Below are 24,046 nucleotides of genomic sequence, written 5' to 3' on the forward strand. Positions count from 1 at the left end.
CACGGGCGCGGCGCGCGGGCGGTGGGCCGTATCAGCCCGTTTCGAGCAGGCCTCGGCGCAAGCGCTTCATGGTGCGCGAGAGCAGGCGGGAGACGTGCATCTGGGAGCAGCCCAGGTGTTCCCCGATCTGGGACTGGGTGAGTTCTTCGACGAACCTCAGGTGGATGATCTGCCGGTCGCGCTCGTCGAGTTCGGCGATCAGCGGGGCCAGGGCGTGGAAGTCCTCCACCAGCTCCATGGCGGGGTCCTCGCTGCCGATGAAGTCGGCAAGGGAGGACTCGCTGTCCTCGTTCTCGCCGCTCAGTGCGGCGTCGAGCGACGAGGAGTTGTAGCCGTTGGAGGCCAGCCGGGCCTCGGTGACCTCTTCCTCCGTGAGGCTCATCAGCTCGGCGAGTTCCTTGACCGTCGGTGTCCGGCCCAGGCGCGTGCTCAGCTCCTCGGTCGCCTTGGCCAGTTCCACCCGGGCCTCCTGCAGGCGGCGGGGTACGTGCACCGCCCAGGAGGTGTCTCGGAAGAACCTCTTGATCTCCCCGACGATGTAGGGCACGGCGAACGTGGTGAACTCGACCTCCCGCGAGAGCTCGAAGCGGTCGATCGCCTTGATCAGTCCGATCATGCCGACCTGGACGATGTCCTCCATCTCGTCGCCGCGATGACGGAACCGCCCGGCCGCGTAGCGGACCAGGCTCATGTTCATCTCGATGAGGGTGTTGCGCGCGTACTGGTACTCGTGCGTTCCCTCCTCCAGCACCGTGAGCTCCTGGAAGAAGACCTTCGACAGGGCCCGCGCGTCCTTCGGCGCGACCGCCAACGCGTCCGGGATCACCGGCAGCGTTCCCGTTCCGGCCTCGATCGCCTTGGCCGACATCGTGGTGAGCGTCACGCCATTCCCCTTTCACGTGTGTCCCGAGCCGGGAGTCGTGGCCCCGTGCCAGCTCGCCTACCCGGACCGCCCGAGTCCACACGGACGAATTTGTCGAGAGCTTTCCCGAGGGGCGGAACCCCGGGCGCGCTCGCCGGGTCGTGCGTGCCGAGCGTGAGGGGCGGTCAGCAGCCTTCCCCGCAGCGTCTGTCGAGGCCGTCGAGCGCCGGAGACCCGCTTCTTCCGCAGGTCGCTGGGCAGAAGGAAGTCAGCAGGAAGGTGCAGTACGGTCGTTCGAAGGAGAGACATGACACGGGATCCCTCACTGAGAGCCGTCGGTTGGGCTCGATCGCTTCCCCTCGGCAGCAGCGTGAAGACGGCACGCGACTGGACGCGTCAGCATCTGGAGACGCTCGGCTGGGTCCGTACCGCACCGGACTTGGTGGACTCCGTGGTGCTCGCCGTCTCCGAGCTGGTCACCAACGCCCACGTTCACGCCCACAGCGACGCGCAGCTCATCCTCACGTGGGACGAGGAGTGTCTGCACGTGACCGCCCACGACGCGTCGTCCCGTGTTCCCGAGCAACGCCACCCCGACGACGATGCCCTGGGCGGGCGCGGCCTGCTCCTGATCGGCGCGCTCGCCGACGATGTGCGGATCCGCTCCTGCCCGCGGGGCAAGGACGTCACCGCCTGTTTCGGTCCGCCCTCCCCCGACCGGCCGGAATGAGGAACACACGCTTCACGCGTCCCTCTTCGGCGGCGGCCCGCACACTTCGCCTCAGCGCCTGAGAGAGGCGAGCAGGGGCTGCCAGTCGATGTGGCTCTCCTCCGTGCCCTGCGCCACCAGGACGAAGGTGTCGCGTACGAGGCGGGCGAGCCTGTCCTGGTCGCACCTGACCATGGCGCAGTGCCCGGCCGGGCCGAGGCGCAGGAGAAGCCGGCCGTCGGGAGCGGGCCGCAGGTGGACTTCCCCCGCACCGGTGGCGGTCAGCGATCCGGTGAGGACCATCTCACGGTCGACGCGCCACACGACGGGATCATCTCCCAGGAGGTGGAAGACGATGCTCAGCGCGTGGGGGTCGCGGGAGGTGTAACCGACGGTGGTCTCGATCGGGACCGCCGCGTCCGGGGTCAGCAGTTCCATGGCCATGGGCTGCGTGAGGACGCGCGGCGCGGGGAGGGGGGCGACGGGGGGCTGGGGCATGAGGTCCTCCGGCTGAGGGACGTGGCGAGCGGGTGCGGTGTCCGCTTGACCCGTCCCGTCCCTGTTACACCTCATGCACGCGAGGCGGATGTGCCGATGGCGTCGCGGTTTCGTGAAGGTCGCGGGAGCAGGGTCGTCGGAGGGCACGGGAGCAGGTTCGTCGGACGGCGCGGGAGCACGGCCCGTCAGGGGCCGGAGGGAGCAGAGCCCGTCAGGGGCCGGGGGCAGCGGAGCCCGTCAGGGGCCGGGGAGCCGGGGTCCGTCCGCTGCGCCGCTCGGGGCGTATCAGTGCGGGCGCCGGTCCGCCGGCGTCGCCGCGTCGGCGTACTCCGGCACGAGGGAGAGGCGGGCCCGGACCCGCTTCCCCTCCGGATCCGGCTCCACGCTCAGGCTCTCGCAGACGGCGACGACGATCTCGACGCCGTGCTGTCCGATCCGGCGGGGATCGTGTCCGCGGGGTACGGGAGCGGCGGCCGCACGGTCGAACACCGAGATCTCCAGGGTGTCCTGACGCAGCTCCAGGAGCAGTCGGCACGGGCCGGCCGTGTGCCGGACCGCGTTGGTCACGAGCTCGCTGACCACCAACTGCGCCAGCTCGACGCGCTCGTCGGCCACCGGTTCACGCCGCACGGACGGGGAGGCCGCGAGGAAGTCGGCCGTGAAGGCTCGGGCGGAGGCGATCGCGCCGCCGCCGGAGGCGTTGTCGTAGACGGCACTCGCGGACAGCAAGGGGTCCCGTGCCGCAGGCTCCGCGGTCATCGCGTCCGTCATGGCGCTGGTATCCCCTCGTCCGGATGGGTGCGCTGGGCACCTCGTACCCCGCTTTTCCCCTCTTCATGGTTCCCACACCGCTCTCAACGGGGATCACACTCCGGCGACGCGTCAGGGAGGGGGCGGGGCCGGTCTCCCGTCCCGCCTCGAGTCCGGTGACCCCGCCCCGTGGCCGCGCCAGTCGAGACAGAGCACGAGGACGGCGTCGGGTGCGCCACAGGGTGTCTCGCGCAGCGCCCGCACGACGGCTCCGGGTGCGTCCGCGCCGCTCAGGCGGCAGGTCCGGGCGAGAGCCCGCGCGACGGGACCGTCCGCTGCCTCGTATCCCCGCGCGGCCGGGGGCTCGCCCGTGCCGCAGGCGACGAAGACCAGCCGGTCGCCGTGCAGGAGGCGCAGGCGCTGGGTGGCGTAGACGGTGTCCTCGAACATGCCGAGGGGCAGCTGGCGGTCCAGTTCGACGCGCTCGGTCACGGCGCCGCGGATCCGCCAGAGCGTCGGCGACCCGGCGTCGACCACCTCGATCTCGCCGTTGGTCAGGTCGAGGCGGAGCAGCAGGGCGGCCAGAGTGCTCTTCCCCCGGTACTGCCCGTAGAGTGCCTGGTCGGTGAGGCTGGCCTGCCCCACCAGGTCGAGTCCGGCCCGCCGGGCGTTGCGGATCGCCGTCAGGGCGAGGGTGCTCACCAGGGCGGCCGGGGTGCCGGGGCCGACGCCGTCGGCGACGATCAGCAGGAGTTCGTCCTCGGTCACGCTCCAGTCCAGGAGGTGGCCTCCCGAGGTGTAGGCGGGCTCCCAGTGGGCGTGGAGGTCGAAGGCCGGCCCGGCGCACGCCCGACCCGGCAGGGTGTCCCACTGCATCTCCCCGGCGACGCTGAGGGCGTGCGTCCTGCGGGTGCTGCGGTACAGGTCGGTGTGGCGGTCGGCGACGCGCAGGGCGTGTCCGAGCGTCTCGGCGACACGGCCGAGACTTTCGGTGGTCTCCGGACCGCACCGGTCCGCGGGCAGGTCGACCACGAGCACGCCGAACCGGTCGCCGCGGACCGTGACGGGAAGGTAAGCGGTCGCCGTGGGCCCGACATCACGGAAAAGATATGGTTGCTGCGTGCGGAAGACGCGGCCGACGGGGCCCGCGTCCACGGGTGCGTGCGGCATCCCGGCGGGTGCCTGCACCGGCGCCACGGGGCGCAGGGACGTGTATCCGTAGTCGATGAGCAGCAGGTCGGCAGAGGACGCGGCGTACAGCTGCGTGAGACTGGTACGGAGGGAGTCCAGAAGGAGGTGTGGTGCCGCCCCGCGCAGTGCGCCTTCCACTGTCACGTGTCGATCCACTGGATCCGTACCGCCTTCTGGAGAGATGTGGAGATGACCGGTCCGTCGCAAGGCCGACGTCCTCGGCCCCGGACGCCCGAGGAGTGTCGGAAGGTATGACCATCAACCCCGCCCCGTCGCCGCGGGAACCGCAGCAGGCGGCCGAGGCCGCCCGGGAGCTCATCGAGCTGCTGGAGGTGCTGTGGGAGCGCGGCCGGGACATGGTGTCGGCGACGCCGGTCTCGGCGAGTCAGTTGCGCGTGCTGTACAGCCTGGACCGTGAGGAGGGCATCAGCCTGCGCACCCTGGGCGACCTGCTCGGTTCCGCGCCGCCCTCGGTGAGCCGCATGTGCGACCGGCTGGAGGCGCTGGGCTTCGTCCAGCGCCTGCCCAGCCCTGTGAGCCGGAGGCAGCTGGAGCTGCATCTGACCGTGCACGGCAAGACGTACCTGCGGGAGCTCCGGGCCCAGCGGGAGAAGGCCCTGCTCGCGGTCATCGCCGACATGTCACCGACGAGCCGCAAGGCCCTGCTGCGAGGGCTCACGGGGTTCCACGAAGCCCTGGAGCAGAGCGGGCCGAGCGCGTCACGCCCGCGCACGCCGCTGAAGGACGTCAGCTCGGCCTGATCTCCGCGCGACGCCGGCTCCGGCCGGGCGCACACCCCATGTCCCCATTGCCACCCCTGGTCGTCCCTGACATGTCCTACCGGGCACGCGCCTGGTATTGCCCCAAGGATACAGTTGTCACACGGCAACTGATGACGCGGCGCCGTGCCAGTCGAGACAGACGACGAGGGCGTCGTCCTCCAGTGAGCCGCCGCCGTGGTGGGCGGTCAGCTCCCGCAGCATCGCCTGCGGGACGTGCGTGGGCGGCAGCAGACGCGTCCCCCTGAGCGCGCGGGCCAGCGCCCGGTCGCCGTAGCTCTCCCCGACCGGCGAGACGGCGGCGTACACGCCGTCGCTGCCGAAGATCAGGCGGTCCCCCGGCCGCACGGTGAACCGCTCGGGGACGTAGACAGTGTCCTCGAACATGCCGAGGGGCAACTGCGCCTCGAAGCCGATGGACTCGACGGAATGGCCCCGCAGCCGCCAGAGACGCGGCGAACCGGCGTCCACGGCCTCCACCTCCCCCGTGGTCAGGTCGAATCGCAGCAGGAGGACCGACACGAAGGCGCCGCCCCGGTACTGCGCGTACACGGCCTGGTCGGCCAGCGCGGCCTGGTCCGCGAGGGAGAGACCGGCCCGGCGGGCGTTGCGGAGCGCGTTGATCGCGAGGTTCGTCAGCAGAGCGGCCTCGATGCCTTCCCCCATGCCGTTGGTGACGGTGAGGGTCAGACGGCCGTCGGAGACCGACCAGTCGTAGTTGTCGCCGAAGATGGCGTAGGCGGGTTCGAGATGGGCGGCGAGGGCGAACTCGGGGCGGGCGCACGAACGGCCGGGCAGGAGCTGCCACTGCATCTCCGCCGCGAGCGTGAGCCGCGTCGCCCGCCGTGCCAGGACGTACAGGTCCGTGTCACGCTCGGCGACCAGGATCTCGTGGCCGAGCGCATCGCAGACCTGGGCGAGTCCGGACAGCAGGGGTCGGAGGTCGGTTCCCGGGGGCAATTCGGCGGTGAGGACGCCCAGCCGGTCTCCGCGGACGGTGACGGGCAGGTGGAGCAGGACCGACGAGGGCCCCTCGACGGCGTACGGCTCCTGGGAGCCGAAGGCGCGTCCCTGGGGACTGTCGTGGATCGGGACCGACGGATCCGTCCCGGGCGTGCGCTCGACGAGCTGGAGCGTCCGCAAGCCGTAGTCGGCCAGCCGGAGTTCCACCCGCAGGGCGTCACAGCGCTCCCGCAGGGCGTCCTCGACGACGCTCACCAACCGGTGCGGAGCTGCCCGGCGGAGCGCCTGCTCGACGTCGGCGATCTCGTGCACGGTCTCCCTCTTCCTTCCTCCCCGGGCTCGGTCCCGTGCCCGGGAACCGCGCCCCCTTTCCGCTATCTCGCGCCGCCGGCCGCGGCCAACGCCTCTGCCACGCGGTCGTGCGGCGGGAGCGTCGTCGTCAGCCCGGTGATCTCCAGGATGCGTCGCACCGCCGAGTTCGGCGCGGCGAGATACAGGTCTCCGCCGGCCTCCCGTGCCCTGTGAACCGACCTGATGAGAACGTTCAGGCCCGACGAGTCCATGAAGCCGAGCGCGGACAGGTCGAGGACGAGATGGTGCCGGCCCTGGCTGAGCTGTTCCGCCAGGTGGTCGTCGAGCCGGCCGGCTGTCTCCATGTCCAGCTCACCCCCCACGGACAGCACAGCCGTGCGGGCGTCGCGGATCTCGACGTCGACATCCAGGTTCGGTTCTCGCTCGGGCATGTTCCCTGCTTTCCGGGTGGGGGAAGGTCGTTGGGCGGCCGGACCGGGGGAAGGCCGTCGGCGGACAGCCCGCGATCAGGACACCTGGACACCGACCACGCACGTGTCGTCGTCCGTGTCCGACTTGCTGCGCGCCAGCACCTGGTCCAGCCGCTGTTCGAGACTGTCGGACGGCAGCTGGGCGACGGCGAGCAGCTGGGCGACGGAGTCCTGGACGGGGGTGTCCCGCCGTTCGACGAGACCGTCGGTGTACATCAGCACGATGTCGTCGGGTTCGAGCCGGAGCTCCGCCTCCTCGTACTCGGCTTCGGCGAGAGCCCCCAGCAGCAGTCCTCGCAGGAGCGGCAGGTCGACCGCCTCGTTCCCCCGGACGAGCACCGGCGGTAGATGCCCCGCCCTGGCCCATCGCAGCGTGCGGGTGCCGGGGTCGAAGATCCCGCAGACGGCGGTGGCGGTGAGATGGGCGGTGAGGTGGTGGGCGACGCTGTTGAGCCAGGACAGGAGCTGTCCCGGCCCCGCGCCCGTGACGGCGAGGCCGCGGAGGGCGTTGCGGAGGACCACCATCCCGGTGGCGGCCTCCACTCCGTGGCCCGCGACGTCCCCGACGCACAGGAGCACCTTCTTGGAGGGCAGCACGACGGCGTCGTACCAGTCGCCGCCGACCAGGGACTCGGATTCGGCCGGGCGGTAGCGCACGGCGACGTCGAGGGCCGGCGCGTCGAGCGGCGGTTTGACCGGCGGCATGATGGCGTGCTGGAGCTGGAGGGTGAGCCGGTTGCGTTCCTCGGCGGCCTCCTCCGTGGCGGCCAGCCGGTCACGGGTGGCCGTGAGGGCGACCTCGGTCCAGTGCTGCGCCGAGATGTCCTGGTAGGCACCCCGGACGGTCTCGAGGCCGCCGTCGACTCCCAGAGCGGGTTCGGCGGTGACCCGGATGTGACGCGTGACCCCGTCGCGTCGCAGCATGCGGAAGGCCGCGGAGCCCACCTGCCTCTGATGCAGCACCGTCTGGAGGAATTGCCGGATGGTGCCGGAGTCGTCAGGGTGGGCGTGGCCGGTCAGGTCGCGCAGGGCGACCGGCGCCTCCGTCGGCCGACGGCCGAAGAGCTCGAAGAGCTGGCCGTGCCAGGTGATCTCTCCGGTGAGGGCGTCCTCCTCGAAGGCGCCGACCCGGCCGAGACGCTGGGCGTGCTGCAACAGGCTGGCCAGGCGCGCCGATTCGTCCTCGACGCGCCAGATGAGGAGGACGCTCCCTCCGTACCGGCTGATGCTGATGTCGGCGAGCGAGGTGAGCGGCACCTGGTCCACCAGGGCGGTGAGCCGGGTGCGGCGGGCGCGGAAGGGCTCGCCGGTGGCGTAGACCCGCTCGATCCGATCGAAGAGTTCACTCTCGTCGGCCGTCGCGGGGTACGCCTCCAGGAGCAGCGCTCCGTCGACGGCGCCGCGGGGCCGGCCCGCCGGGTCCTGGAAGTGCGCGTTGGCGTGCCGGATACGGAAGTCGGCGAGCCTCCCCGCCTCGTCCAGGTGCGGGGTCAGGACGAGGGCGGGGTCGTAGAGCCCGTCGGAGAGTTCGGCCAAGTCCAGTGATCCGTCCCCGGCGGGGACGAGGGAGCGCGCCGGGGTCGCCTGTTCGGGCAGTGCCTCCAGCGTGTGGGCACAGAGTTCCGCGAGTGCCTCGATCTGGCGTTCCACGGCCTGCGGCTGGGGGTCCAGCGGACGGTCCCAGCAGATCTCCAGGACGCCGTGGATGCGGCCGCCGGTCCCGGCGGGGACGACGACCCGCCCTCCGTCGGGGTGGCGCGCGCGGCCGATCGAGGGGACGCCCGCGGCAGCCAGGGAGGGGTACCAGACGGTGCGGCGGCCGGTCAGCGCCTGTCGGGCCGCGGTGGTCACCCCCGGAGGTACGTAGTGCCAGCGGGCCGCCTCGTCGGGGCCGAACCCGGCGTGGCCGCGCAGGCTCAGCGACGCGTCCGGGCCGGTGGTCCAGATCGCCACGGCGACGGCGCCCAGGGGTTCGAGGGCGTGCGCGAGCAGCGAATCGGCGACGGCCTGGGTGTCGCCGGCGCTGAGCGCCGCGCTCTCCGCCGTACGCAGACGCACGGCGACCGAGGCGGCGGGCCCGGCGGTGCCGGGCTCGCCGATGGTCGTCCTCACGAACTCGTCCGCGACCTCGGCGACCCGGTCCCGGGCCGCCTGGTTGATGATGTCCGCGGCCAGCTCCAGTCGGGAGAGCCCGGCCCGGTCGGCGAGCTCGGCGAGCTGCCGCGCCGCCTGGGCGGGGCCGCAGCCCAGACGCTCGACGAGGACTCCCTTGGCGAGTTCGATCAGGGCGCGCCCCTCGGTCGCCGCGTGCGCGGCGCGCACCTCGCCGCGCAGCCGCTCCACCGTGGCGGCCAGTCGGCCGTCGGTGAAGTCGTCCCGCGTCGACGGGCGTTCACGGTCGGCGGGAGGAGAGCCCGGGACGCAGGCGGGCGCTTCGGGGGCCTGGGGCGCCTCGGGCATTTCGGAGGCCTGAGGCCCCTCAGGCACCTCAGGCACCTTGGGCACCTCGCGCACCTCAGGCACCTCGGGCGCCGGATCACCCTCCCCATGAAGCCCGGCAGACGGGTCTCCGTCCCGGAAGCGGGGGCCACTCACGTCGGCGACTCCTCGGTCAGGACGGCCTCGCGGCCGCCGCGCGGACGGGGACATGGTGCGCCGGAACGGCGCGGGACTCGCCGTGGCGTGCGGCACGGCCCGACGGGGACGGTCGCGGGACTACCCATCGTTCAGCCAGCGGCCGACGCAGGCGATGAGCTCGTCGGCGTCGACGGGCTTGGTCACGTAGTCGCTGGCGCCCGACGCGAGGCTCTTCTCGCGATCGCCCGGCATGGCCTTGGCGGTGACCGCGATCACGGGCAGTTCCGCATACTGCGACAGCTGCCTGATCCGTGCCGTCGCCGTGTAGCCGTCCATCTCCGGCATCATCACGTCCATCAGGACGAGGGACACGGCCGGGTTCGCCAGGAGCGTCTCGATCCCCTTCCGGCCGTTCTCGGCGTGCAGCACCGTGACGCCGTGCAGCTCCAGGATGCCGCTGAGGGCGTAGAGGTTACGGGCGTCGTCGTCGACCACGAGGACGGTCCGGCCGTGCAGCGTGGTGTCGATGGCAGGGGGTGCCGGGGCCCAGTGGTCCCCGCGGACCAGGGGCACGACGTCACCGGGCTGCTCCGCGGACAGGTGCAGAGCGATCCGCTCGCGCAGTTCGTCGAGACTGGAGAGGAGCTCCAGCGGACGGCGGCGGGCGAGCTCCTGCAGGGCGCCCTCCTCGTCGGCGGGGAGCCGGCGGTTGTTGTGGGCGAGGACCGGAACGGTACGCAACGCCTCGTCGCCGTCCATGGCGTCCAGGAAGCGCAGGGCGTCGCCGTCCGCCATGTCGACGTCGAGCACGACGCAGTGGAACGGCTGGGTGGCGAGCGCGGTGGCCGCCTCCTGAGGGCCGACGACCGCGATCAGTTCGATGTCCGTCCGCTCGGCGTGCCCCCCGTCGGCGGAGAGTTGCGTGACCGCGTTCTCGGCGACGACGGCGAGGAGCCCGCGCGGGCGCTCCTCGATCACGAGAAGCCGCCGCGCCGGCCGGGCCGCCGCCGCCCCGGGCCCGGCGAGCGGAGCGAGAGCGGCACCCAGGGCCGGGGCCGAGACCTCGGTGGCCTCCACCGGACGGGCGGCGGAGTCGGGCTTCTCCGTGAAGTCGGTGCGGGTGACGGGCAGGTAGAGGGTGAAGGTGCTGCCCTCGCCGGCCACGCTGGTGACCGTGAGGGCACCGCCGAGAAGATACGCGATCTCGCGACTGATGGAGAGGCCCAGACCGGTGCCCCCGTACTTCCGGTTGGTCGTCCCGTCGGCCTGCTGGAAGGCACCGAAGATGGCCTCCAGGTTCTCGGTGGCGATGCCGATGCCGGTGTCCGTCACGCGGAAGGCGACGACGGGGCCGCCCCGGTGGACCGACACGGGGAGCTCGTCGTCCGCCGCCGGTTCGATGCGGAGCTCGACGCTGCCGTGCTCGGTGAACTTGACGGCGTTCGAGAGCAGGTTCCGCAGCACCTGCCGGAGCCGGGAGTCGTCGGTGACCAGGTCGACCGGGACACCGGCGGCCGTGGCGACCGAGAAGGCGAGGCTCTTCTGTGAGGTCAGGGGGCGGAAGGTGGCCTCGACGTAGTCGAGGAGCCTGCGCAGGGGTACGCGCTCCGGGTTGAGGTCCATCTTCCCGGCCTCCACCTTGGACAGATCGAGGATGTCGTTGATGAGCTGCAGCAGGTCGGACCCGGCGGAGTGGATGATGCCGGCGTACTCGACCTGCTTGGCCGTGAGATTGCGGGTCGGGTTCTGGGCCAGCAACTGGGCCAGGATCAGAAGGCTGTTGAGCGGGGTGCGCAGTTCGTGGCTCATGTTCGCCAGGAACTCGGACTTGTACGTCGAGGCCAGCGCGAGCTGCTGGGCACGGTCCTCTAGCTCCTGCCGCGCCTGCTCGATCTGCAGGTTCTTCGCCTCGATGTCGCGATTCTGTGTGGCGAGCAGGGCCGCCTTCTCCTCCAGTTCGGCGTTGGAGCGCTGGAGCTCCTCCTGCTGCACCTGGAGTTCCTCGGTGCGCGAGCGCAGTTCGCCCGCCAGCCGCTGGGACTCGTCAAGGAGTTCGTCGGTACGGGCGTTGGCGACGATGGTGCTGAGATTGACCCCCACCGTCTCCATGAGCTGCTCCAGGAAGTCCCTGTGCACGGAGGTGAAGGGGCTGAAGGACATGAGCTCGATGACGCCGAGCACCTGGTCCTCGACGACGACCGGCAGCACCACGAGGCTGCCCCGGGCCGTGCTGCCGAGTCCCGAGGAGATCGTGACGTAGTCGGCGGGGACGTTCTCGGCGGCGATGGTGCGGCGGCCGCGGGCGGCCTGTCCCACCAGTGACTCACCCAGCCGGAAACGGTCCCGTCCCTGGTCCCCGGCGGGTCGGCCGTAGGAGCCGACAAGGCCGAGCTCGACGCCACCCGCCCCCTCCTCGGCCAGGTAGAACGCGCCGTACTGGGCGGCGACGAGCGGGGTCAGCTCGTCCATGACGAGATCGGCGACGACGGCCAGATCCCGGTGGCCCTGCATCAGTTCGGAGATCCGGGCCAGGCTGGACTTCAGCCAGTCCTGTTCCTGATTGGCCCGCGTCGTCTCGCGCAGCGAGCCGACCATCGCGTTGATGTTGTCCTTGAGCTCGGCCACCTCGCCCGAGGCCTCGACGGTGATCGAGCGGGTCAGGTCGCCCTCGGCGACGGCGCTCGCGACCTCGGCGATGGCGCGAACCTGGCGGGTGAGGTTGCCGGCCAGCTCGTTGACGTTCTCGGTCAGCCGCTTCCAGGTGCCGGAGACGCCCTCGACCTCGGCCTGTCCCCCGAGCCGGCCCTCGCTGCCGACCTCACGGGCGACGCGGGTCACTTCGGCGGCGAAGGAGGACAACTGGTCGACCATCGTGTTGATGGTCGTCTTGAGTTCGAGGATCTCGCCGCGGGCGTCGACGTCGATCTTCTTGGAGAGGTCGCCGTTGGCGACGGCCGTGGTGACCTGGGCGATGTTCCGGACCTGCCCGGTCAGGTTGTTCGCCATGGAGTTGACGTTGTCGGTGAGGTCCTTCCAGGTGCCGGCCACGTTCGGCACCCGGGCCTGGCCGCCGAGCCGGCCCTCGGTGCCCACCTCGCGGGCGACGCGGGTCACCTCGTCGGCGAACGCCGACAGCGTGTCCACCATGGTGTTGATGGTGTCGGCGAGCGCGGCGACCTCGCCCTTGGCCTCCACGGTGATCCGGCGGGAGAGGTCGCCGCGGGCCACGGAGGTGGCGACCTGGGCGATCGAACGCACCTGCCCGGTGAGGTTGGACGCCATCACGTTGACGTTGTCCGTCAGGTCCTTCCAGGTGCCCGAGGCGCCCCGGACGGTGGCCTGGCCACCGAGGTTGCCCTCGGTGCCCACCTCGCGGGCGACGCGGGTCACCTCGTCGGCGAACGCCGAGAGCTGGTCGACCATCGTGTTGATGGTCGTCTTCAGCTCCAGGATCTCGCCGCGGGCGTCGACGTCGACCTTCTTCGACAGATCGCCGTTGGCGACCGCGGTGGCGACATGGGCGATCGCCCTCACCTGAGCGGTCAGGTTCCCCGCCATGGAGTTGACGGAGTCGGTCAGGTCGCGCCAGGTGCCGGAAGCGCCCTTCACGTCGGCCTGTCCGCCGAGGATGCCCTCCGTGCCCACGTCACGGGCCATACGCGTGACCTCGTCGGCGAAGGAGGAGAGCTGGTCGACCATCGTGTTGATGGTGTTCTTGAGCTCCAGGATCTCGCCGCGCGCATCCACGTCGATCTTCTGGGAGAGGTCTCCCTTGGCGACCGCGGTGGCCACCTGGGCGATGTCCCGGACCTGGGTGGTGAGGTTGCCGGCCATCGCGTTCACCGAGTCGGTGAGGTCGGCCCAGGTTCCGGAGACGCCGGGCACCGCGGCCTGCCCGCCGAGTGTCCCCTCGGTGCCGACCTCGCGGGCGACCCGCGTCACCTCGGAGGTGAACAGGGAGAGCTGGTCGACCATCCCGTTGAACACCATGGAGATCTCGCCCATCAGGCCGTCCGCCTGGTCGGGCAGCCGGGTACCGAAGTCACCGTCCCGCACCGCCGTGAGTCCGGCCAGGAGCTGTCGAAGCTCGGGCTCGCCCACCGCGGCCGGCCCAGGCAGTACCCGGGTCGAGGAGCCTTCGGTCGTCGTCTCAGACATGCCCCATCCTCGTTCCGCAACAAGCTTCCTCTTACGGACCGTTCGACCCCGGTCACCAAGCCGGACGCCCGCTCCCCCAGGACGAGTCCGGCCGCGATCGTTGCCGTACGGCAATGATGACGACACTACCCCTCCGTGATCGACAAGAGGAGGGCGGTGCCGCGTCATACGGCCGGAACACGCCGTCGGCCCGCGTTTCGGGCGCCTCACCCGGGACCCCAGGACGGGACCCCAGGGCGACTCGGCGCTGCCTGCCTGAGCACGCGGGCGAGCCCGGCACGCTCCGAACGGGGAGTGCCGGGCTCGTTCATGCCGGGGGTACGGGGGTACGGGGGTACGGCGGGTACGCGCCGCCGGGAAGAGCCGGGAGCATCGCCCCCTCAGAAGCGGCCTTCGAAGAGCAGGGCCACCGGTCCGAGGCCGCGTCGCCGCGCCCGCCGCCCCAGGGCGTACGCGAGGGTGAGCGCGGCCGCCGTGCCTGCGGCGGCACCCGCCGTCACCGCCTTGTTCGCGCGAACGGCGGTCCACAGCGCGTTCCCGGCGCCGCGGTCCGCCTGCGCGGCCGTACGGACCTTCTCGGGGAACGAGGCCGGCACGGCACCCGACTCCCCCCTGTCCGCGTAGATCTCGGCCGTGTCGGGGCCGTACGTCTTCGCCGTATCGGGGTCGTACGTCTCCGCCATGTCGGGGTAGTCCGGCACGACGTACGGCCCGGTCCAGGGGATCGGGTTCTGTCCACTCTTGTCCGAAGCACTCATGTGGCCCGTCTCACCGGATGCGCCCTGGGTAAACCCGAGTCCCCGCGGTGGTGGTGCTGCGCGGCCGGACTGCGTGCTGAAGGACCAGATGCGGTCGGTCATCCTCGTCACTCCTCTGTCGCTGTACGTCGTGTGCGTCACGGCCCCGAACGCGCGGGCCGCCTCAGAGCAGGTCACGCCGGTCGTCGTCGGTGACCGTGGGCGCCACGGGCGGCACCACCATCCGGCGGCGGCGAAGGACGCTCGTGTACACGGCGGTTCCGAGGAAGCCGACCGCCATGAGGATCAGGCCGACCAGATCGAGGTCGACCGCTTCGAGCTCCCAGTCGGACGCGAAGGTGAGGATGGCGCCGACGGCGATCATGATGATGAACAGTCCCAGACCCATGGTTGCTCCCTCCCATACGGGTTGGACAGCGTCCGCGTACCCGGCCCTCCAGGGATCATGCCGTCCTCCCCTGACGCTCCCCTGTCGCGCCGTCAGGAAGCCGGTGCGCGGGCCGCATCAACCGGGGAAGGTTCGCGATCCGGCAGATCCGGGTGGTGTGGGACGGCGGCGACGGGCAACACGGAGTGACAGAGCACGAAGCCCGGTGGCACTCGCCCTCGACGGAAGGAACGCAGCCATGGCGTACGACATCTGCTGTTCCAAGCAGCAAATCCACTACCTGGCGTTCTTCCGGTAGGCGATCCCCCACAGGAACGTCCCGCCCTTGCGATCCAAGGAGAATCCCATGAGCGCACTGCTGACCCGTATCAAGCGTTTCGCCCACAGCCCTCAGGGCCGTAGCGCGGCGGCGTCCGTCCGCCGGGCCGCCGCCGACCCCCGCAGGCGCACCCAGGTGCAGCGCCTCCTCACCAAGCTGCGCGGCCGCCGCTGACGGCCACGCCCCCGGCCCTGCGGCCGGCGGAACGACGCCCCGCGCGACATACCGCGCGGGGCGTCGCCACGCGCGCCGACGCCACCGCGCGGCGTCACGGCAGTCTCGGCGAGAACGGAACGTAGTCCGCGGCCGAGCCCGAAGGAACGACCGCGTAGCTGGCCTCGGGCAGTTCGTTCCACACACCCGGCAGATCACCCAGGGGCTCGGAGACCACGATGCGGGTCTCGTCGGAGATCTCCCTCAGGTAGTCCAGCTCAGGGTGAAGGCGCCGAACGGTCTCGGCCCTGCTGCTGTAGAAGAGCGAGCGGGCCTTGCCCCGACTGGAATAGCGGAAGGCCCACACGCGCTCTCCGTCACTCACGGCCACCGTCATCTGCAGGGGTTCCGGCACGCCGTGCCTCTCGCCCAGGCGCTCCACCAAGCCGGCCATACGGGCGACCGCTCCGGGGACGTCCTGGTCGAGGCCGAAGGTGACGGCCAGGTAGAACATCACCTCGGAGTCCGTCGAACCTTCCATGGAGGGGAAGAGCACCGGGTCGACGGCCATGCACAGGTCCCGCTGCAGCCGGGGAAAGTCCCCGATGGCCCCGTTGTGCATCCACAGCCAGCGACCGTGGCGAAAGGGATGGCAGTTCGTCTGCTGGACCGCGGAGCCCGTGGAAGCGCGGACGTGGGCGAAGAACAGGGAAGAGCGGACATGCGACGCCAGCTCTCGCAGGTTGCGGTTGTTCCAGGCCGGTCCGACATCCCGGAGGACCGCGGGCGTCCCGTCGCCGTCCGAGCCGTACCAACCGATCCCGAAACCGTCGCCGTTGGTCGACTCCACCCCCATCCGTGCATGGAGGCTCTGGTTGATCAGGGAGTGCTCCGGACGGTACAGCACGGCGTCGAGCAGGAGTGGCGAACCCGAGTACGCGAGCCACCGGCACATACGGACCACATCTCCTTCAGGCCTGCTCCGAGCCTACGCCGGTCGCCGCTGTCACGGGTCACAGCTCCCGCAGGGCCGGCAGGAGCTTCGTCTCCGCCCAGCTCAAGAAGGATTCCTGTCGGTCGCCGCCTATCTGGACCAGGGCGATCTCGGTGAATCCGGCGTCGCTGTAGGGGCGTACCGCATCGACGAAGGCGTCCACGTCGTCGCCGCAGGGAATGGCATCCGCGACGTCCTCGGGCCTGGTGTGCTGCGAGGCCTGGTCGAAGCTCGCGGGGCCGGGGAGTTCGGCGTTGACCTTCCAGCCCCCGAGCGCCCAGCGGAACTGGTGGTGTGCCCGGGCCACCGCCGCCGCTCGGTCGGGGTCGTACGAGACCGGGAGCTGGCCCACGCACGGTCTGCCGGCACCTCCGTACGCGCCGAACGCGGTCAGCAGCTCCTTCCTCGGCTCGGTGGCGATGAGCAGGTCCCCGTGAAGTCCGGCGATCTCGCAGGAGCGGTCTCCGGAGACGGCGATCCCGATCGGGGGCGGGTCGTCGGGGAGGTCCCAGATCCTGGCGTTCTCGACGTCGAAGTGGGGGCCGTGGTGGCTGACGTACCCGCCGGCGAACAGGGAACGGATGATCTCCACGGCTTCTTCGAGCATGTCCAGGCGGACATGGGCGGCGGGCCAGCCCGCGCCGACGATGTGTTCGTTGAGGTTCTCGCCCGACCCCAGGCCCAGCCGGAAGCGCCCCTGGGACAGGAGCTGCATCGTGGCCGCCTTCTGGGCGACCACCGCGGGGTGGTAGCGGAACGTCGGGCAGGTCACGTACGTCATCAGCGGGATCCGGGAGGTCGCCTGCGCGGCGGCGCCCAGCACGCTCCACGCGTAGGGCGCGTGCCCTTGGGCCGCCAGCCAGGGGAAGGAGTGGTCGGAGATGACGGAGAAGTCGAATCCTGCCCGCTCCGCTCCCACCGCATGGTCGACCAGTTCCCGGGGTCCGGCCTGCTCGGTCATCATCGTGTATCCGATTCGCACCATGTCTGGCGGCTTTCCGCTGCGGTGTCCCTGAAACGTGTGGCCGTTCCCGGCGGGGCGCGGCTCGCGCCGACCGGGCGGATCGCCCGGTACCGGCCCCGCACCGTCCGTGGCCTCAGGCCGGGTGGCCCGGATCGAGGTCCCGTAGCTCCCGGTATCGGAGCAGCACGGGCGGTGGGCCCTCGATCGGCGGGCACACCGCCACGGGCGCCAGGAGGAATCCCACGTGGTCGCCGCCCTCGATACGCCCCTCGATCCGGCCGGTGAACCAGGTGGTCAGCTCCTCCAGGATCGGACTGCCGCCTTCTCCCGGCCGCCAGCCGATCGTGGCGAACTTGTCGACCCGGTCGCCCGTCTGCTCTCCGAAGAGCTCCGCCAGTGCCCGCTCGTCCCGGTGGAGCAGGTGCACGGTGAGGTACTCGGCCCCGCACGCGACGCGGTACGTGTGGTTGGCGACCGACAGCCACACGGCGAACCTCGGCGGGTCGATGGAGCACTGCGAGGCGAAGCCCACCAGGCAGCCCGCCCGCTCTCCGCCGGACGCGGCCGTGACGACGTACATCGGGCCGTCGAGTGCGTCGGTGAAGGGATCCGCGTCCGTCATGGCGCCTCCTGTGGTTCCACATGGTCATGGTCCAGTGGGCCCCGTCGGGCGGCTGCCCCGGTCGTCGGCGGGCAAACCGGCGCTGCCTGTCGCTCGGCCGGTGGGCCCTCTCCCGGCGCGGCAGGCCTCACAGACCGAGGTCGAGCAGGGCGTTCTCCACGACCTCGGTGAGCGCGGGATGGATCCAGTACGGGGACTCGGCGAGGGTGGTGGCGTCGATTCCGAGCGTCGCCGCCAGGACGAGGGGCTGGATGAGTGTCGAAGCCTCGGCGCCCATCAGATGGGCGCCGAGGAGACGCCCGGTGCCGGGCTCGGCGAGCACCTTGCAGAATCCGGTGGTGTCCTCCATCGCCCAGCCGTAGGCGACGTCGCCATAGCCGGCGAGGCCCACGGCGTAGTCAACGCCTCTGTCGCGGCAGTCCTGCTCGGTGGCACCGATCGAGGCGATCTGGGGCTGGGTGAAGACCGCCGCGGGCACCAGGTCGTGGTCGGCGGCGATGAGGTCGTCCGGGTGACGGAGGTTGTGTGCGACGACCTTCGCCTCACGGTTGGCGACGTGTTTGAGGGGCACCGGTGAGCAGATGTCCCCCAGGGCGAAGACGCCTTCGGCGGTGGTGCGCTGATGTCGGTCGACGCGCACCCGGCCGTCGTCGTGGGTGGCGATACCGGCCGCTTCCAGGTTCAGCCGGTCGCTGTTCGGGGCCCGGCCCACCGCGACGAGCAGCATGTCCGCGTCGACCGTCGATCCGTCGTCCAGGCTCAGCCGCAGCGCGCCCGGCCGTCCGCCGATGCCTGTGAGCTCCCGGCCGAGCCTGAGGTCGTAGCGGGAGCGGACCAGCTCTGTGAAGCGCTCCGCGACGGTCTCGTCCTGGGGGCCGAGCAGACGCTCCTCCTTCTCCACGACGGTGACGGCGCAACCCGTCTCCGCGAACACCTCGGCCAGCTCCGCGGCGATGTATCCGCCCCCGAGGATCGCCAGGCGCCGGGGCGGAGCGTCGATCCGCATGATGGTGTCGGACGTCTCGTACGGCAGGCCCGCCTCCGCGACCGGCCCGGGGATCGAGGGCCGGCTGCCCGCCGCGACGACGATCTGCCCGGCGCTGACGTCGACGGCCCCGTGCTCACGCTCGATCCGAAGGCTCCTGGGCCCGATGAACCGGGCTCTGCCCTCGTACACGGTGACCGAGTCCTGTTGTGCGCGCCCCTGCCGGCCGCTGGCCCGTTCGGTGTCCAGCCGCCCGAAGACCCGGTCGCGCACCCGGCGCCAGCGCACCGCTCGCAGCTCGGCGTCCACGTCGTACGCCCCGGCCTCCCGGACGGTCCGGGCGACCTGCGCGGTGTACGCGAGCATCTTGCTCGGGATGCATCCGGAGTTGAGGCAGGTGCCGCCGAACCAGCGCTCCTCGACGATGGCCACGTCCAGATCGGCGAACGAGTCGTCGACCACCGCATTGCCGGATCCCGCACCGATGACGACAAGATCGTGGTGACGCATCCGGCCAGCGTACGAGGCTCGTTCCCGGACCGATGCGCTGACGCACCGGCCTCCGTCGGACTCGTTCATCGACTCCACCGCCCCGGTGCCCTCACTCGGCGCCCTCCCGGGTCCGTGCGCTCAAGGGTGTGCGCAACGCGCTGCGTCCCTCGCCCCAGGCCGCGCCGATGTGCTCCGCGAGGCGGTCCTCCAGGTGGACGGTGGCCGCGCAGCCGAAGGCGATGTCGGCCTCCAGGGACGGCTCGTCCGCGAGCAGTCCGCCGATGACCTCACGGCGGACGACCTGCTCGTGCACGGCGTCCGCCTCGACGTGCTCGGCGTAGAAGTGCTCGGCGGCCGGTCCTGCCCCGCAGCGCCGCATCGCCTTGGCGAGTCGCCTGGAGCCGGGTGAGGAGGTCACCTCGACGCAGGCGAAGTGACCGACGAGGAAACCTCGGTGGGACCGGTGGAGCCCGAAGAGGGACATCAGATTGACGGTGGCGAGCAGCGGCGCGGGAGCCTGGTCCAGGTAGCGGCCGTACGCGGGGTCGAGGCCGAGGTCCTCCATGAGGTCGGCGAAGAGCTGGGCGTGGATCCGGTCGGGGCGGCCGGCACCGAACTCGTCGTACTCGATGGCGGCCATCGCGGCCTTGGCCCGGCCCCGCAGCCGGGGGATCACCCAGACGTGCGGGTCGGCCTCCTTGAGGTGGTAGAGCGAGCGCAGAGCCGCGTACTCCCGCACCTGCCACAGCTCGCCCTTCCGTTCCAGGTGGCGACTGAGACCGCCGACGGAGTCCAGTGGCTCGACGAGGAGCGGGGCGAAGGCCTCCGCGACCGATCGGGGGGCGTCGGACAGTTCGGTACTCAGGGCGTGGAGGAAGCGGGCTTCCATGGCCTGGCGCAGCCGGAGGAGTTCCGGGTCCCATTCGCGGTCGTCGTCCACCCCGTCGAAGCCGCGGTAGTGAAGCTCGTAGAGGAGGTAGAGGGCGAGCTGGAGGTCCTCGCCCCAGGGGTCGGCTGTCAGGACGGCGCCCGGGCGGTACGCCGGAGCACCGTGCGACCGAAGGGCATCGGTGACGGCGGCGGACAGCGTGCCGCGCGGTTCGACCAGGCGGGGCCCCGTGGTACTTGTGGTGGCCGTGGTGGCTACGGTGCTGCTCGTGGTGCTCGTGATCGAGGGCGTCATGAGGGGTTCCTGTCCTCGGAGGGCGGGACGGCGCGCTCGCGGGGGCGATGACTGGTGTCGCACCACGGGTAGATGCGGCTGCGGCGGCACGTGCAGAGGGCGACCATGAAGCGCTCGGAACGGGCGACCGTTCCGTCGTCGAGGACGATCTCGACCGGCCCCTCCACCAGGACAGGTCCCTTCAGGTCCTTGGCCGCCCGGTGGGCCGGTGCCTCCGCGCGGGCCGGGCCGCGGGATTTCCGGGAATCGCCAGGGGTGTCCCGGGAGTCGCCAGGGGTGTTCCGGGAATCAGCGTGCACGGATGACCACCAGTTCTTCCCGTTCCTCGGCTTCGGTCGCGAGACCCACCCGCGCCAGCCAGGACCGGCGCGAGCACAGGACCGGGCCCCAGGGCACCGAGGCCCTGGCCGTGACTTCCGCGGCCATGCCCGCCCCGGCCAGTCGGTCGACGGTCTCCTGGGCCCCGCACAGCTGCGAATGCACCAGGAGCAGGACCCCACCGGGCCGCAGCAGCGCCGGAGCGCTCTCGCAGATGCGATCGATGACGCCTCGCCCGTCCGGTCCGGCGTCCCAGGCCCGTTCCGGCCCCCGCGAGGGCAGCAGGGCCTCCGGTGCCGGCACATAGGGCGGATTCGAGACGACGAGGTCGAAGCGGCGGCCCGCGCTGCGCGCCGCGAAGTCGCCGTGGACGACGCGCAGGGGCAGTCTCTGGCGCAGGGCGTTCAGCCGGGCGGTGACGACGGCGGGCCATGAGACGTCGACCGCCGTGACCCGTGCCCGGCGCCGAGCGGCGTCGAGGGCGAGTGCGCCGGTGCCCGTACCGATCTCCAGCACCTCGGTCCCAGGCCCGAGGTCCTCCTGAGCCAGGGCGTGGGCGAGCAGATGCGTGTCCGCCTGCGGCCGGTAGACGCCGGGCAGGGCGATCAGCGCTCCTGGCCGTGCGCCCAGGTTCAGAGCCGTACCGGACACGGGATACCTCCATGGTCGACGGGACCGATCGTGGGCGGGACGGCGCCGACCGGCTGCTTCCTGCGACTGCCCCGTGCGGGGCGGCTCATCCGCGCTGCGGCGATCTGTCGACGCGAACGGAGGGGACGGACACGAGGAGTGACGCCGAGCCGCGGCGGAAGGGTCATCGGCCGGGGGTCAGCACCACCTTGACCATGCCGTCCCGCTTCGCCTGGAACGCCTCGTAGGCCTGAGGGGCCTCTTCGAGCGGGAGGACGTGGGTCGCGAACTCGTCGACTCCCAACGGATCGCTGTCGTCGAGCAGCGGGAGGATGTCGTCCACCCAGCGCCGGACGTTGGCCTGGCCCATCCGGAGCTGGATCTGCTTGTCGAAGAGGCTGCGCATGGGCACGGGGTCGACGGCGCCGCCGTAGACGCCGACCAGACTGATGGTGCCGCCGCGGCGCACCGCGTCCACCGCCGCGTCGAAAGCGGACATGCTGTCCACACCGGCCTTGGTCATCAGTCTCCTGCCGAGGGCGTCGGGCAGCAGTCCCGTGACTCGCTGCGCGGCTTTGGTGAGGGGCGCGCCGTGCGCCTCCATGCCGACGGCGTCGATGACGGCATCCGTGCCACGGCCGTCCGTGAGGTCCCGTATCCGGTCCCCGAGCCCTTCGCCGAGCTCGGCGAGGTCGAGCGTGTGGACATCGTGCTCCTGAGCACGAGAGAGCCGTTCGGGGACGAGGTCCACGCCGATGACCTCACCCGCGCCCCTGTGAAGGGCCACGCGAGCGGCCATGTCGCCGATAGGTCCGAGTCCCAGCACCGTCACGCTCCCCCCGGGCGGAACTTCGGCATAGGCGACGGCCTGCCAGGCGGTCGGCAGGACGTCGGACAGGTAGAGGTACCGCTGGTCGGGAGCGTCATCGGGCACCTTGACCGGCAGGGTGTCACCGAAGGGAACCCGCAGGAACTCGGCCTGGCCGCCCGGAACCTGGCCGTAGAGCTTGGTGTAGCCGAACAGCGACGCGCCCATGCCGTACTCCGTGACCTGGGTGGTCTCGCACTGCGACTGGAGCCCCTGGCCGCACATCCAGCATGTGCCGCAGGAGATGTTGAACGGCACCACCACCCGGTCGCCCGGAGCGAGGGTACGGACGCCGGGGCCGACCTCTTCCACGATCCCCATGGCCTCGTGCCCGAGGATGTCACCGACGTCCAGGAAGGGGCCGAACAGCTCGTACAGATGCAGGTCGGAGCCGCAGATGCCGGTCGAGGTGACGCGGACGATCACATCCGTCGGATCGACGATCACCGGATCGGGCACGGTGTCCACCCGCACGTCGCGCTGCCCGTGCCAGGTCAATGCCCTCATGGTCCTCTCCTCGCTCTCGGCTGCGCTCGACACCCGGCGGCTGCCCGGTGCCGGCGGATCCCATGCGCTCCGCCTTCCACCGACGAAGAGCGGTGGTCAGGGGCCCTGACCAGCCCCCCTCGCAGGCGACCGAGCGTCCCCGGTGGTGCGCCGGCCTCGGCATCCCTCTCATCGACACCGGCCCTGGGCGGGCACGGCCTCGGCCGGGACCGCCCGTACAAGGACTGTGGATCAGATCTCGCGCCACTTGGACTGGCCGAAGGAGAACGCCCCGAAGAGCGCGAGACCAACGGCCACGGCGACCAGAAGCCACGGGCCCGCCGGGGCCTGTGCGAACGAGCGGATCGCATCGTCCACGCCCTTGGCCTCGCCCGGATCGGACTGACTCGACGCCTTCAGGCCGAAGAAGCCGACGGCGGCGAACACGAGCCCGCGCGCGACGCCGCCCGCTGTGCCCGTCACGTCCATGAAGCGACGCTGAAGCGTGGACATCCGCTGCCGTTCCAGATGCTCGCGGTACTTCCGCAGCACGGCCCGGCCGGCGATCCACAGCCCCGCGCCCAGGATGCCCGTGGCCACCGCCCCCACCCACCACGGGCCGCCGGGCAGTGACAGCAGACGGCTCGTGAGGTCATGGCTCTGCCTGTCGGTCGAGCCCGCGCCGCTGCCCCGGTCCCCCGCCGCGAAGGACAGGACGAAGAACGAGGAGGCCGCGTAGAACACGAACCTGGCACCGGACAGAGCGCGTTTGCCGGGACGGTCGCCCTTCGGCCCGGCGGCCCCGAAGAGCGCCTCCGAAAGCCGCCACAACGCCATGCCGGCGAGGCCGACGCCGAGGGCCCAGATCAGGACGAAGCCGAACGGCGTCGAGACGACCTCCGCGAGGGCCCCGCCCCGGTCGGCCTGCTCGCTCGTGCCCGTCACGCCGATGCGTACGGCCAGGGCGCCGACGAGAAGGTACAGGACCCCGCGCGCCACGAAGCCCGCCCTCGCACCTGCCCGTACGACCCCGCCGCGGTCCGCTCTTCTCGCCACGGTCGTGGACGACTCTCCTGTGGTCATGGCCGGTCACTCCCCTCGGGTTGGAACCTTCGGGTGCCCCGTCTCCCCGATCCGAACCCGACCGGCACGCCACACGTCGTCGTGCCGGAAAAGGGGCGTACTAGCGAGGATGACAGTGTTTCAAGTGCCGCCGACCGGTCAGCCGAAGGGAATGACACCCGTACAAGTAGGCAGGAGGAACGACATGGACAGCTGGCGCGTATCCGCTGCATGCCAGGACGTCGACCCCGACCTCTTCTTCCCGGTGGGGACCGGCGCCCCCGCTCTGGTCCAGGCCGAGGAGGCCAAGGACATCTGCCGAGGCTGCCCCGTTCAGGAGGCCTGTCTCAGCTGGGCCATGGACGACTCCCGTCAGGTGACAGGGGTGTGGGGCGGTCTCGACGAGAACGAGCGCCGTTCCCTGAAGCGGCGGTTGCGCCACCGCGCGGTGAAGGCGCGGTGAGGATCCGCCCGAACAGAGGGCGCGTGCGACCGGCGGGTCCAGCCGGACGGCGCCACTGCCATCCCGGTGGCGTTGCGGCTGGGACCGAGCCG

At 71.3% G+C, this 24,046-nt stretch carries 23 protein-coding genes; 4 read left to right on the forward strand and 19 right to left on the reverse strand.

Annotated features, from left to right (window positions below; translation table 11 throughout):
• Positions 1–31: 31 nt before the first annotated feature.
• Positions 32–868 carry an RNA polymerase sigma factor SigF gene (locus E0F75_RS01580; protein ID WP_194479995.1) on the reverse strand — a complete coding sequence of 279 codons (837 nt, stop codon included), beginning with the start codon at positions 866–868 and terminating at the stop codon, positions 32–34.
• Positions 869–1,169: 301 nt separating this feature from the next.
• Here E0F75_RS01580 and E0F75_RS01585 point away from each other — a divergent pair, with 301 nt between their 5' ends.
• Entirely contained in the window at positions 1,170–1,592 is a 423-nt protein-coding gene (locus tag E0F75_RS01585; protein ID WP_187620586.1) for an anti-sigma regulatory factor, read from the forward strand.
• A gap of 51 nt (positions 1,593–1,643) precedes the next feature.
• Here the strand turns inward: E0F75_RS01585 and E0F75_RS01590 are convergent, their stop codons facing one another.
• The 3 genes from E0F75_RS01590 to E0F75_RS01600 form a co-directional block, all read right to left on the reverse strand.
• Positions 1,644–2,069, reverse strand: coding sequence for an SsgA family sporulation/cell division regulator (locus tag E0F75_RS01590; RefSeq protein ID WP_187620587.1), 426 nt, complete (start codon positions 2,067–2,069; stop codon positions 1,644–1,646).
• Positions 2,070–2,354: 285 nt separating this feature from the next.
• Entirely contained in the window at positions 2,355–2,840 is a 486-nt protein-coding gene (locus E0F75_RS01595; protein ID WP_187620588.1) for an ATP-binding protein, read from the reverse strand.
• 111 nt (positions 2,841–2,951) lie between these two features.
• Entirely contained in the window at positions 2,952–4,154 is a 1,203-nt protein-coding gene (locus E0F75_RS01600; RefSeq protein ID WP_229312427.1) for a PP2C family protein-serine/threonine phosphatase, read from the reverse strand.
• A 107-nt stretch (positions 4,155–4,261) separates the two neighbouring features.
• Between E0F75_RS01600 and E0F75_RS01605 the strand changes: the two genes are divergently transcribed.
• Positions 4,262–4,771: a MarR family winged helix-turn-helix transcriptional regulator gene (locus tag E0F75_RS01605; RefSeq protein WP_187620589.1), complete on the forward strand. Its 510-nt coding sequence runs from the start codon at positions 4,262–4,264 to the stop codon at positions 4,769–4,771.
• 117 nt (positions 4,772–4,888) lie between these two features.
• On the opposite strand, the gene E0F75_RS01610 is transcribed toward E0F75_RS01605, so the two are convergent.
• The 6 genes from E0F75_RS01610 to E0F75_RS01635 all read right to left on the reverse strand — a co-directional run bounded on the left by E0F75_RS01610 (position 4,889) and on the right by E0F75_RS01635 (position 14,415).
• Complete coding sequence (locus E0F75_RS01610; protein ID WP_187620590.1) at positions 4,889–6,064, reverse strand: PP2C family protein-serine/threonine phosphatase; 1,176 nt, start codon at positions 6,062–6,064, stop codon at positions 4,889–4,891.
• Positions 6,065–6,126: 62 nt separating this feature from the next.
• Positions 6,127–6,495, reverse strand: coding sequence for an STAS domain-containing protein (locus E0F75_RS01615; protein ID WP_187620591.1), 369 nt, complete (start codon positions 6,493–6,495; stop codon positions 6,127–6,129).
• A 75-nt stretch (positions 6,496–6,570) separates the two neighbouring features.
• Complete coding sequence (locus E0F75_RS01620) at positions 6,571–8,994, reverse strand: SpoIIE family protein phosphatase (protein ID WP_187621001.1); 2,424 nt, start codon at positions 8,992–8,994, stop codon at positions 6,571–6,573.
• Between the two features lie 255 nt (positions 8,995–9,249).
• On the reverse strand, positions 9,250–13,269 hold the full coding sequence (locus E0F75_RS01625) for a HAMP domain-containing protein (RefSeq protein WP_187620592.1): 4,020 nt from the start codon (positions 13,267–13,269) through the stop codon (positions 9,250–9,252).
• Between the two features lie 380 nt (positions 13,270–13,649).
• On the reverse strand, positions 13,650–14,027 hold the full coding sequence (locus tag E0F75_RS01630) for a hypothetical protein (RefSeq protein ID WP_187620593.1): 378 nt from the start codon (positions 14,025–14,027) through the stop codon (positions 13,650–13,652).
• A 163-nt stretch (positions 14,028–14,190) separates the two neighbouring features.
• Complete coding sequence (locus tag E0F75_RS01635) at positions 14,191–14,415, reverse strand: DUF6458 family protein (protein WP_030319089.1); 225 nt, start codon at positions 14,413–14,415, stop codon at positions 14,191–14,193.
• A 346-nt stretch (positions 14,416–14,761) separates the two neighbouring features.
• Here E0F75_RS01635 and E0F75_RS01640 point away from each other — a divergent pair, with 346 nt between their 5' ends.
• Positions 14,762–14,908, forward strand: a complete 147-nt coding sequence (locus tag E0F75_RS01640; RefSeq protein ID WP_187620594.1) for a hypothetical protein — start codon at positions 14,762–14,764, stop codon at positions 14,906–14,908.
• Between the two features lie 94 nt (positions 14,909–15,002).
• On the opposite strand, the gene E0F75_RS01645 is transcribed toward E0F75_RS01640, so the two are convergent.
• The 9 genes from E0F75_RS01645 to E0F75_RS01685 form a co-directional block, all read right to left on the reverse strand.
• Positions 15,003–15,842 (reverse strand): class II glutamine amidotransferase, encoded by an 840-nt coding sequence (locus tag E0F75_RS01645; RefSeq protein WP_187620595.1) that lies wholly within the window; start codon positions 15,840–15,842, stop codon positions 15,003–15,005.
• A gap of 58 nt (positions 15,843–15,900) precedes the next feature.
• The gene (locus E0F75_RS01650) at positions 15,901–16,866 is read right to left on the reverse strand and encodes an LLM class F420-dependent oxidoreductase (RefSeq protein ID WP_187620596.1); all 966 of its coding nucleotides are present in this window, start codon (positions 16,864–16,866) and stop codon (positions 15,901–15,903) included.
• 112 nt (positions 16,867–16,978) lie between these two features.
• On the reverse strand, positions 16,979–17,467 hold the full coding sequence (locus E0F75_RS01655; protein ID WP_187620597.1) for a flavin reductase family protein: 489 nt from the start codon (positions 17,465–17,467) through the stop codon (positions 16,979–16,981).
• Between the two features lie 127 nt (positions 17,468–17,594).
• Entirely contained in the window at positions 17,595–18,962 is a 1,368-nt protein-coding gene (locus E0F75_RS01660; RefSeq protein ID WP_187620598.1) for a mycothione reductase, read from the reverse strand.
• Positions 18,963–19,053: 91 nt separating this feature from the next.
• Positions 19,054–20,127 (reverse strand): iron-containing redox enzyme family protein, encoded by a 1,074-nt coding sequence (locus E0F75_RS01665; protein WP_187620599.1) that lies wholly within the window; start codon positions 20,125–20,127, stop codon positions 19,054–19,056.
• Positions 20,124–20,426: a CDGSH iron-sulfur domain-containing protein gene (locus E0F75_RS40315; protein WP_187620600.1), complete on the reverse strand. Its 303-nt coding sequence runs from the start codon at positions 20,424–20,426 to the stop codon at positions 20,124–20,126. The genes E0F75_RS01665 and E0F75_RS40315 overlap by 4 nt, the downstream gene beginning before the upstream one ends.
• A complete protein-coding gene (locus tag E0F75_RS01675; RefSeq protein WP_229312428.1) occupies positions 20,416–21,096 on the reverse strand; it encodes a HemK2/MTQ2 family protein methyltransferase in 681 nt (226 codons plus the stop codon). The genes E0F75_RS40315 and E0F75_RS01675 overlap by 11 nt, the downstream gene beginning before the upstream one ends.
• Positions 21,097–21,259: 163 nt before the next feature.
• Positions 21,260–22,450: a zinc-dependent alcohol dehydrogenase gene (locus E0F75_RS01680; protein ID WP_187620601.1), complete on the reverse strand. Its 1,191-nt coding sequence runs from the start codon at positions 22,448–22,450 to the stop codon at positions 21,260–21,262.
• 231 nt (positions 22,451–22,681) lie between these two features.
• Complete coding sequence (locus tag E0F75_RS01685; RefSeq protein ID WP_187620602.1) at positions 22,682–23,512, reverse strand: DUF1206 domain-containing protein; 831 nt, start codon at positions 23,510–23,512, stop codon at positions 22,682–22,684.
• Positions 23,513–23,696: 184 nt separating this feature from the next.
• On the opposite strand from E0F75_RS01685, the gene E0F75_RS01690 reads away from it, so the two are divergent.
• Positions 23,697–23,954, forward strand: coding sequence for a WhiB family transcriptional regulator (locus tag E0F75_RS01690; protein WP_187620603.1), 258 nt, complete (start codon positions 23,697–23,699; stop codon positions 23,952–23,954).
• The last annotated feature ends 92 nt before the right edge of the window (positions 23,955–24,046 follow it).

It is taken from the genome of Streptomyces sp. CB02980 (assembly GCF_014451325.2).
In the GTDB taxonomy this organism is placed as follows: Bacteria; Actinomycetota; Actinomycetes; order Streptomycetales; family Streptomycetaceae; genus Streptomyces.

Excerpts from the sequence above, each read along its gene's own strand:
- E0F75_RS01580 (WP_194479995.1), bottom strand. The coding sequence starts at position 868 with ATGTCGGCCAAGGCGATCGAGGCCGGAACGGGAACGCTGCCGGTGATC.
- E0F75_RS01585 (WP_187620586.1), top strand. The coding sequence starts at position 1,170 with ATGACACGGGATCCCTCACTGAGAGCCGTCGGTTGGGCTCGATCGCTT.
- E0F75_RS01590 (WP_187620587.1), bottom strand. The coding sequence starts at position 2,069 with ATGCCCCAGCCCCCCGTCGCCCCCCTCCCCGCGCCGCGCGTCCTCACG.
- E0F75_RS01595 (WP_187620588.1), bottom strand. The coding sequence starts at position 2,840 with ATGACGGACGCGATGACCGCGGAGCCTGCGGCACGGGACCCCTTGCTG.
- E0F75_RS01605 (WP_187620589.1), top strand. The coding sequence starts at position 4,262 with ATGACCATCAACCCCGCCCCGTCGCCGCGGGAACCGCAGCAGGCGGCC.
- E0F75_RS01615 (WP_187620591.1), bottom strand. The coding sequence starts at position 6,495 with ATGCCCGAGCGAGAACCGAACCTGGATGTCGACGTCGAGATCCGCGAC.
- E0F75_RS01620 (WP_187621001.1), bottom strand. The coding sequence starts at position 8,994 with ATGCCCGAGGCGCCCCAGGCCCCCGAAGCGCCCGCCTGCGTCCCGGGC.
- E0F75_RS01625 (WP_187620592.1), bottom strand. The coding sequence starts at position 13,269 with ATGTCTGAGACGACGACCGAAGGCTCCTCGACCCGGGTACTGCCTGGG.
- E0F75_RS01630 (WP_187620593.1), bottom strand. The coding sequence starts at position 14,027 with ATGAGTGCTTCGGACAAGAGTGGACAGAACCCGATCCCCTGGACCGGG.
- E0F75_RS01635 (WP_030319089.1), bottom strand. The coding sequence starts at position 14,415 with ATGGGTCTGGGACTGTTCATCATCATGATCGCCGTCGGCGCCATCCTC.
- E0F75_RS01640 (WP_187620594.1), top strand. The coding sequence starts at position 14,762 with ATGAGCGCACTGCTGACCCGTATCAAGCGTTTCGCCCACAGCCCTCAG.
- E0F75_RS01645 (WP_187620595.1), bottom strand. The coding sequence starts at position 15,842 with ATGTGCCGGTGGCTCGCGTACTCGGGTTCGCCACTCCTGCTCGACGCC.
- E0F75_RS01650 (WP_187620596.1), bottom strand. The coding sequence starts at position 16,866 with ATGGTGCGAATCGGATACACGATGATGACCGAGCAGGCCGGACCCCGG.
- E0F75_RS01655 (WP_187620597.1), bottom strand. The coding sequence starts at position 17,467 with ATGACGGACGCGGATCCCTTCACCGACGCACTCGACGGCCCGATGTAC.
- E0F75_RS01660 (WP_187620598.1), bottom strand. The coding sequence starts at position 18,962 with ATGCGTCACCACGATCTTGTCGTCATCGGTGCGGGATCCGGCAATGCG.
- E0F75_RS01665 (WP_187620599.1), bottom strand. The coding sequence starts at position 20,127 with ATGACGCCCTCGATCACGAGCACCACGAGCAGCACCGTAGCCACCACG.
- E0F75_RS01680 (WP_187620601.1), bottom strand. The coding sequence starts at position 22,450 with ATGAGGGCATTGACCTGGCACGGGCAGCGCGACGTGCGGGTGGACACC.
- E0F75_RS01685 (WP_187620602.1), bottom strand. The coding sequence starts at position 23,512 with ATGACCACAGGAGAGTCGTCCACGACCGTGGCGAGAAGAGCGGACCGC.
- E0F75_RS01690 (WP_187620603.1), top strand. The coding sequence starts at position 23,697 with ATGGACAGCTGGCGCGTATCCGCTGCATGCCAGGACGTCGACCCCGAC.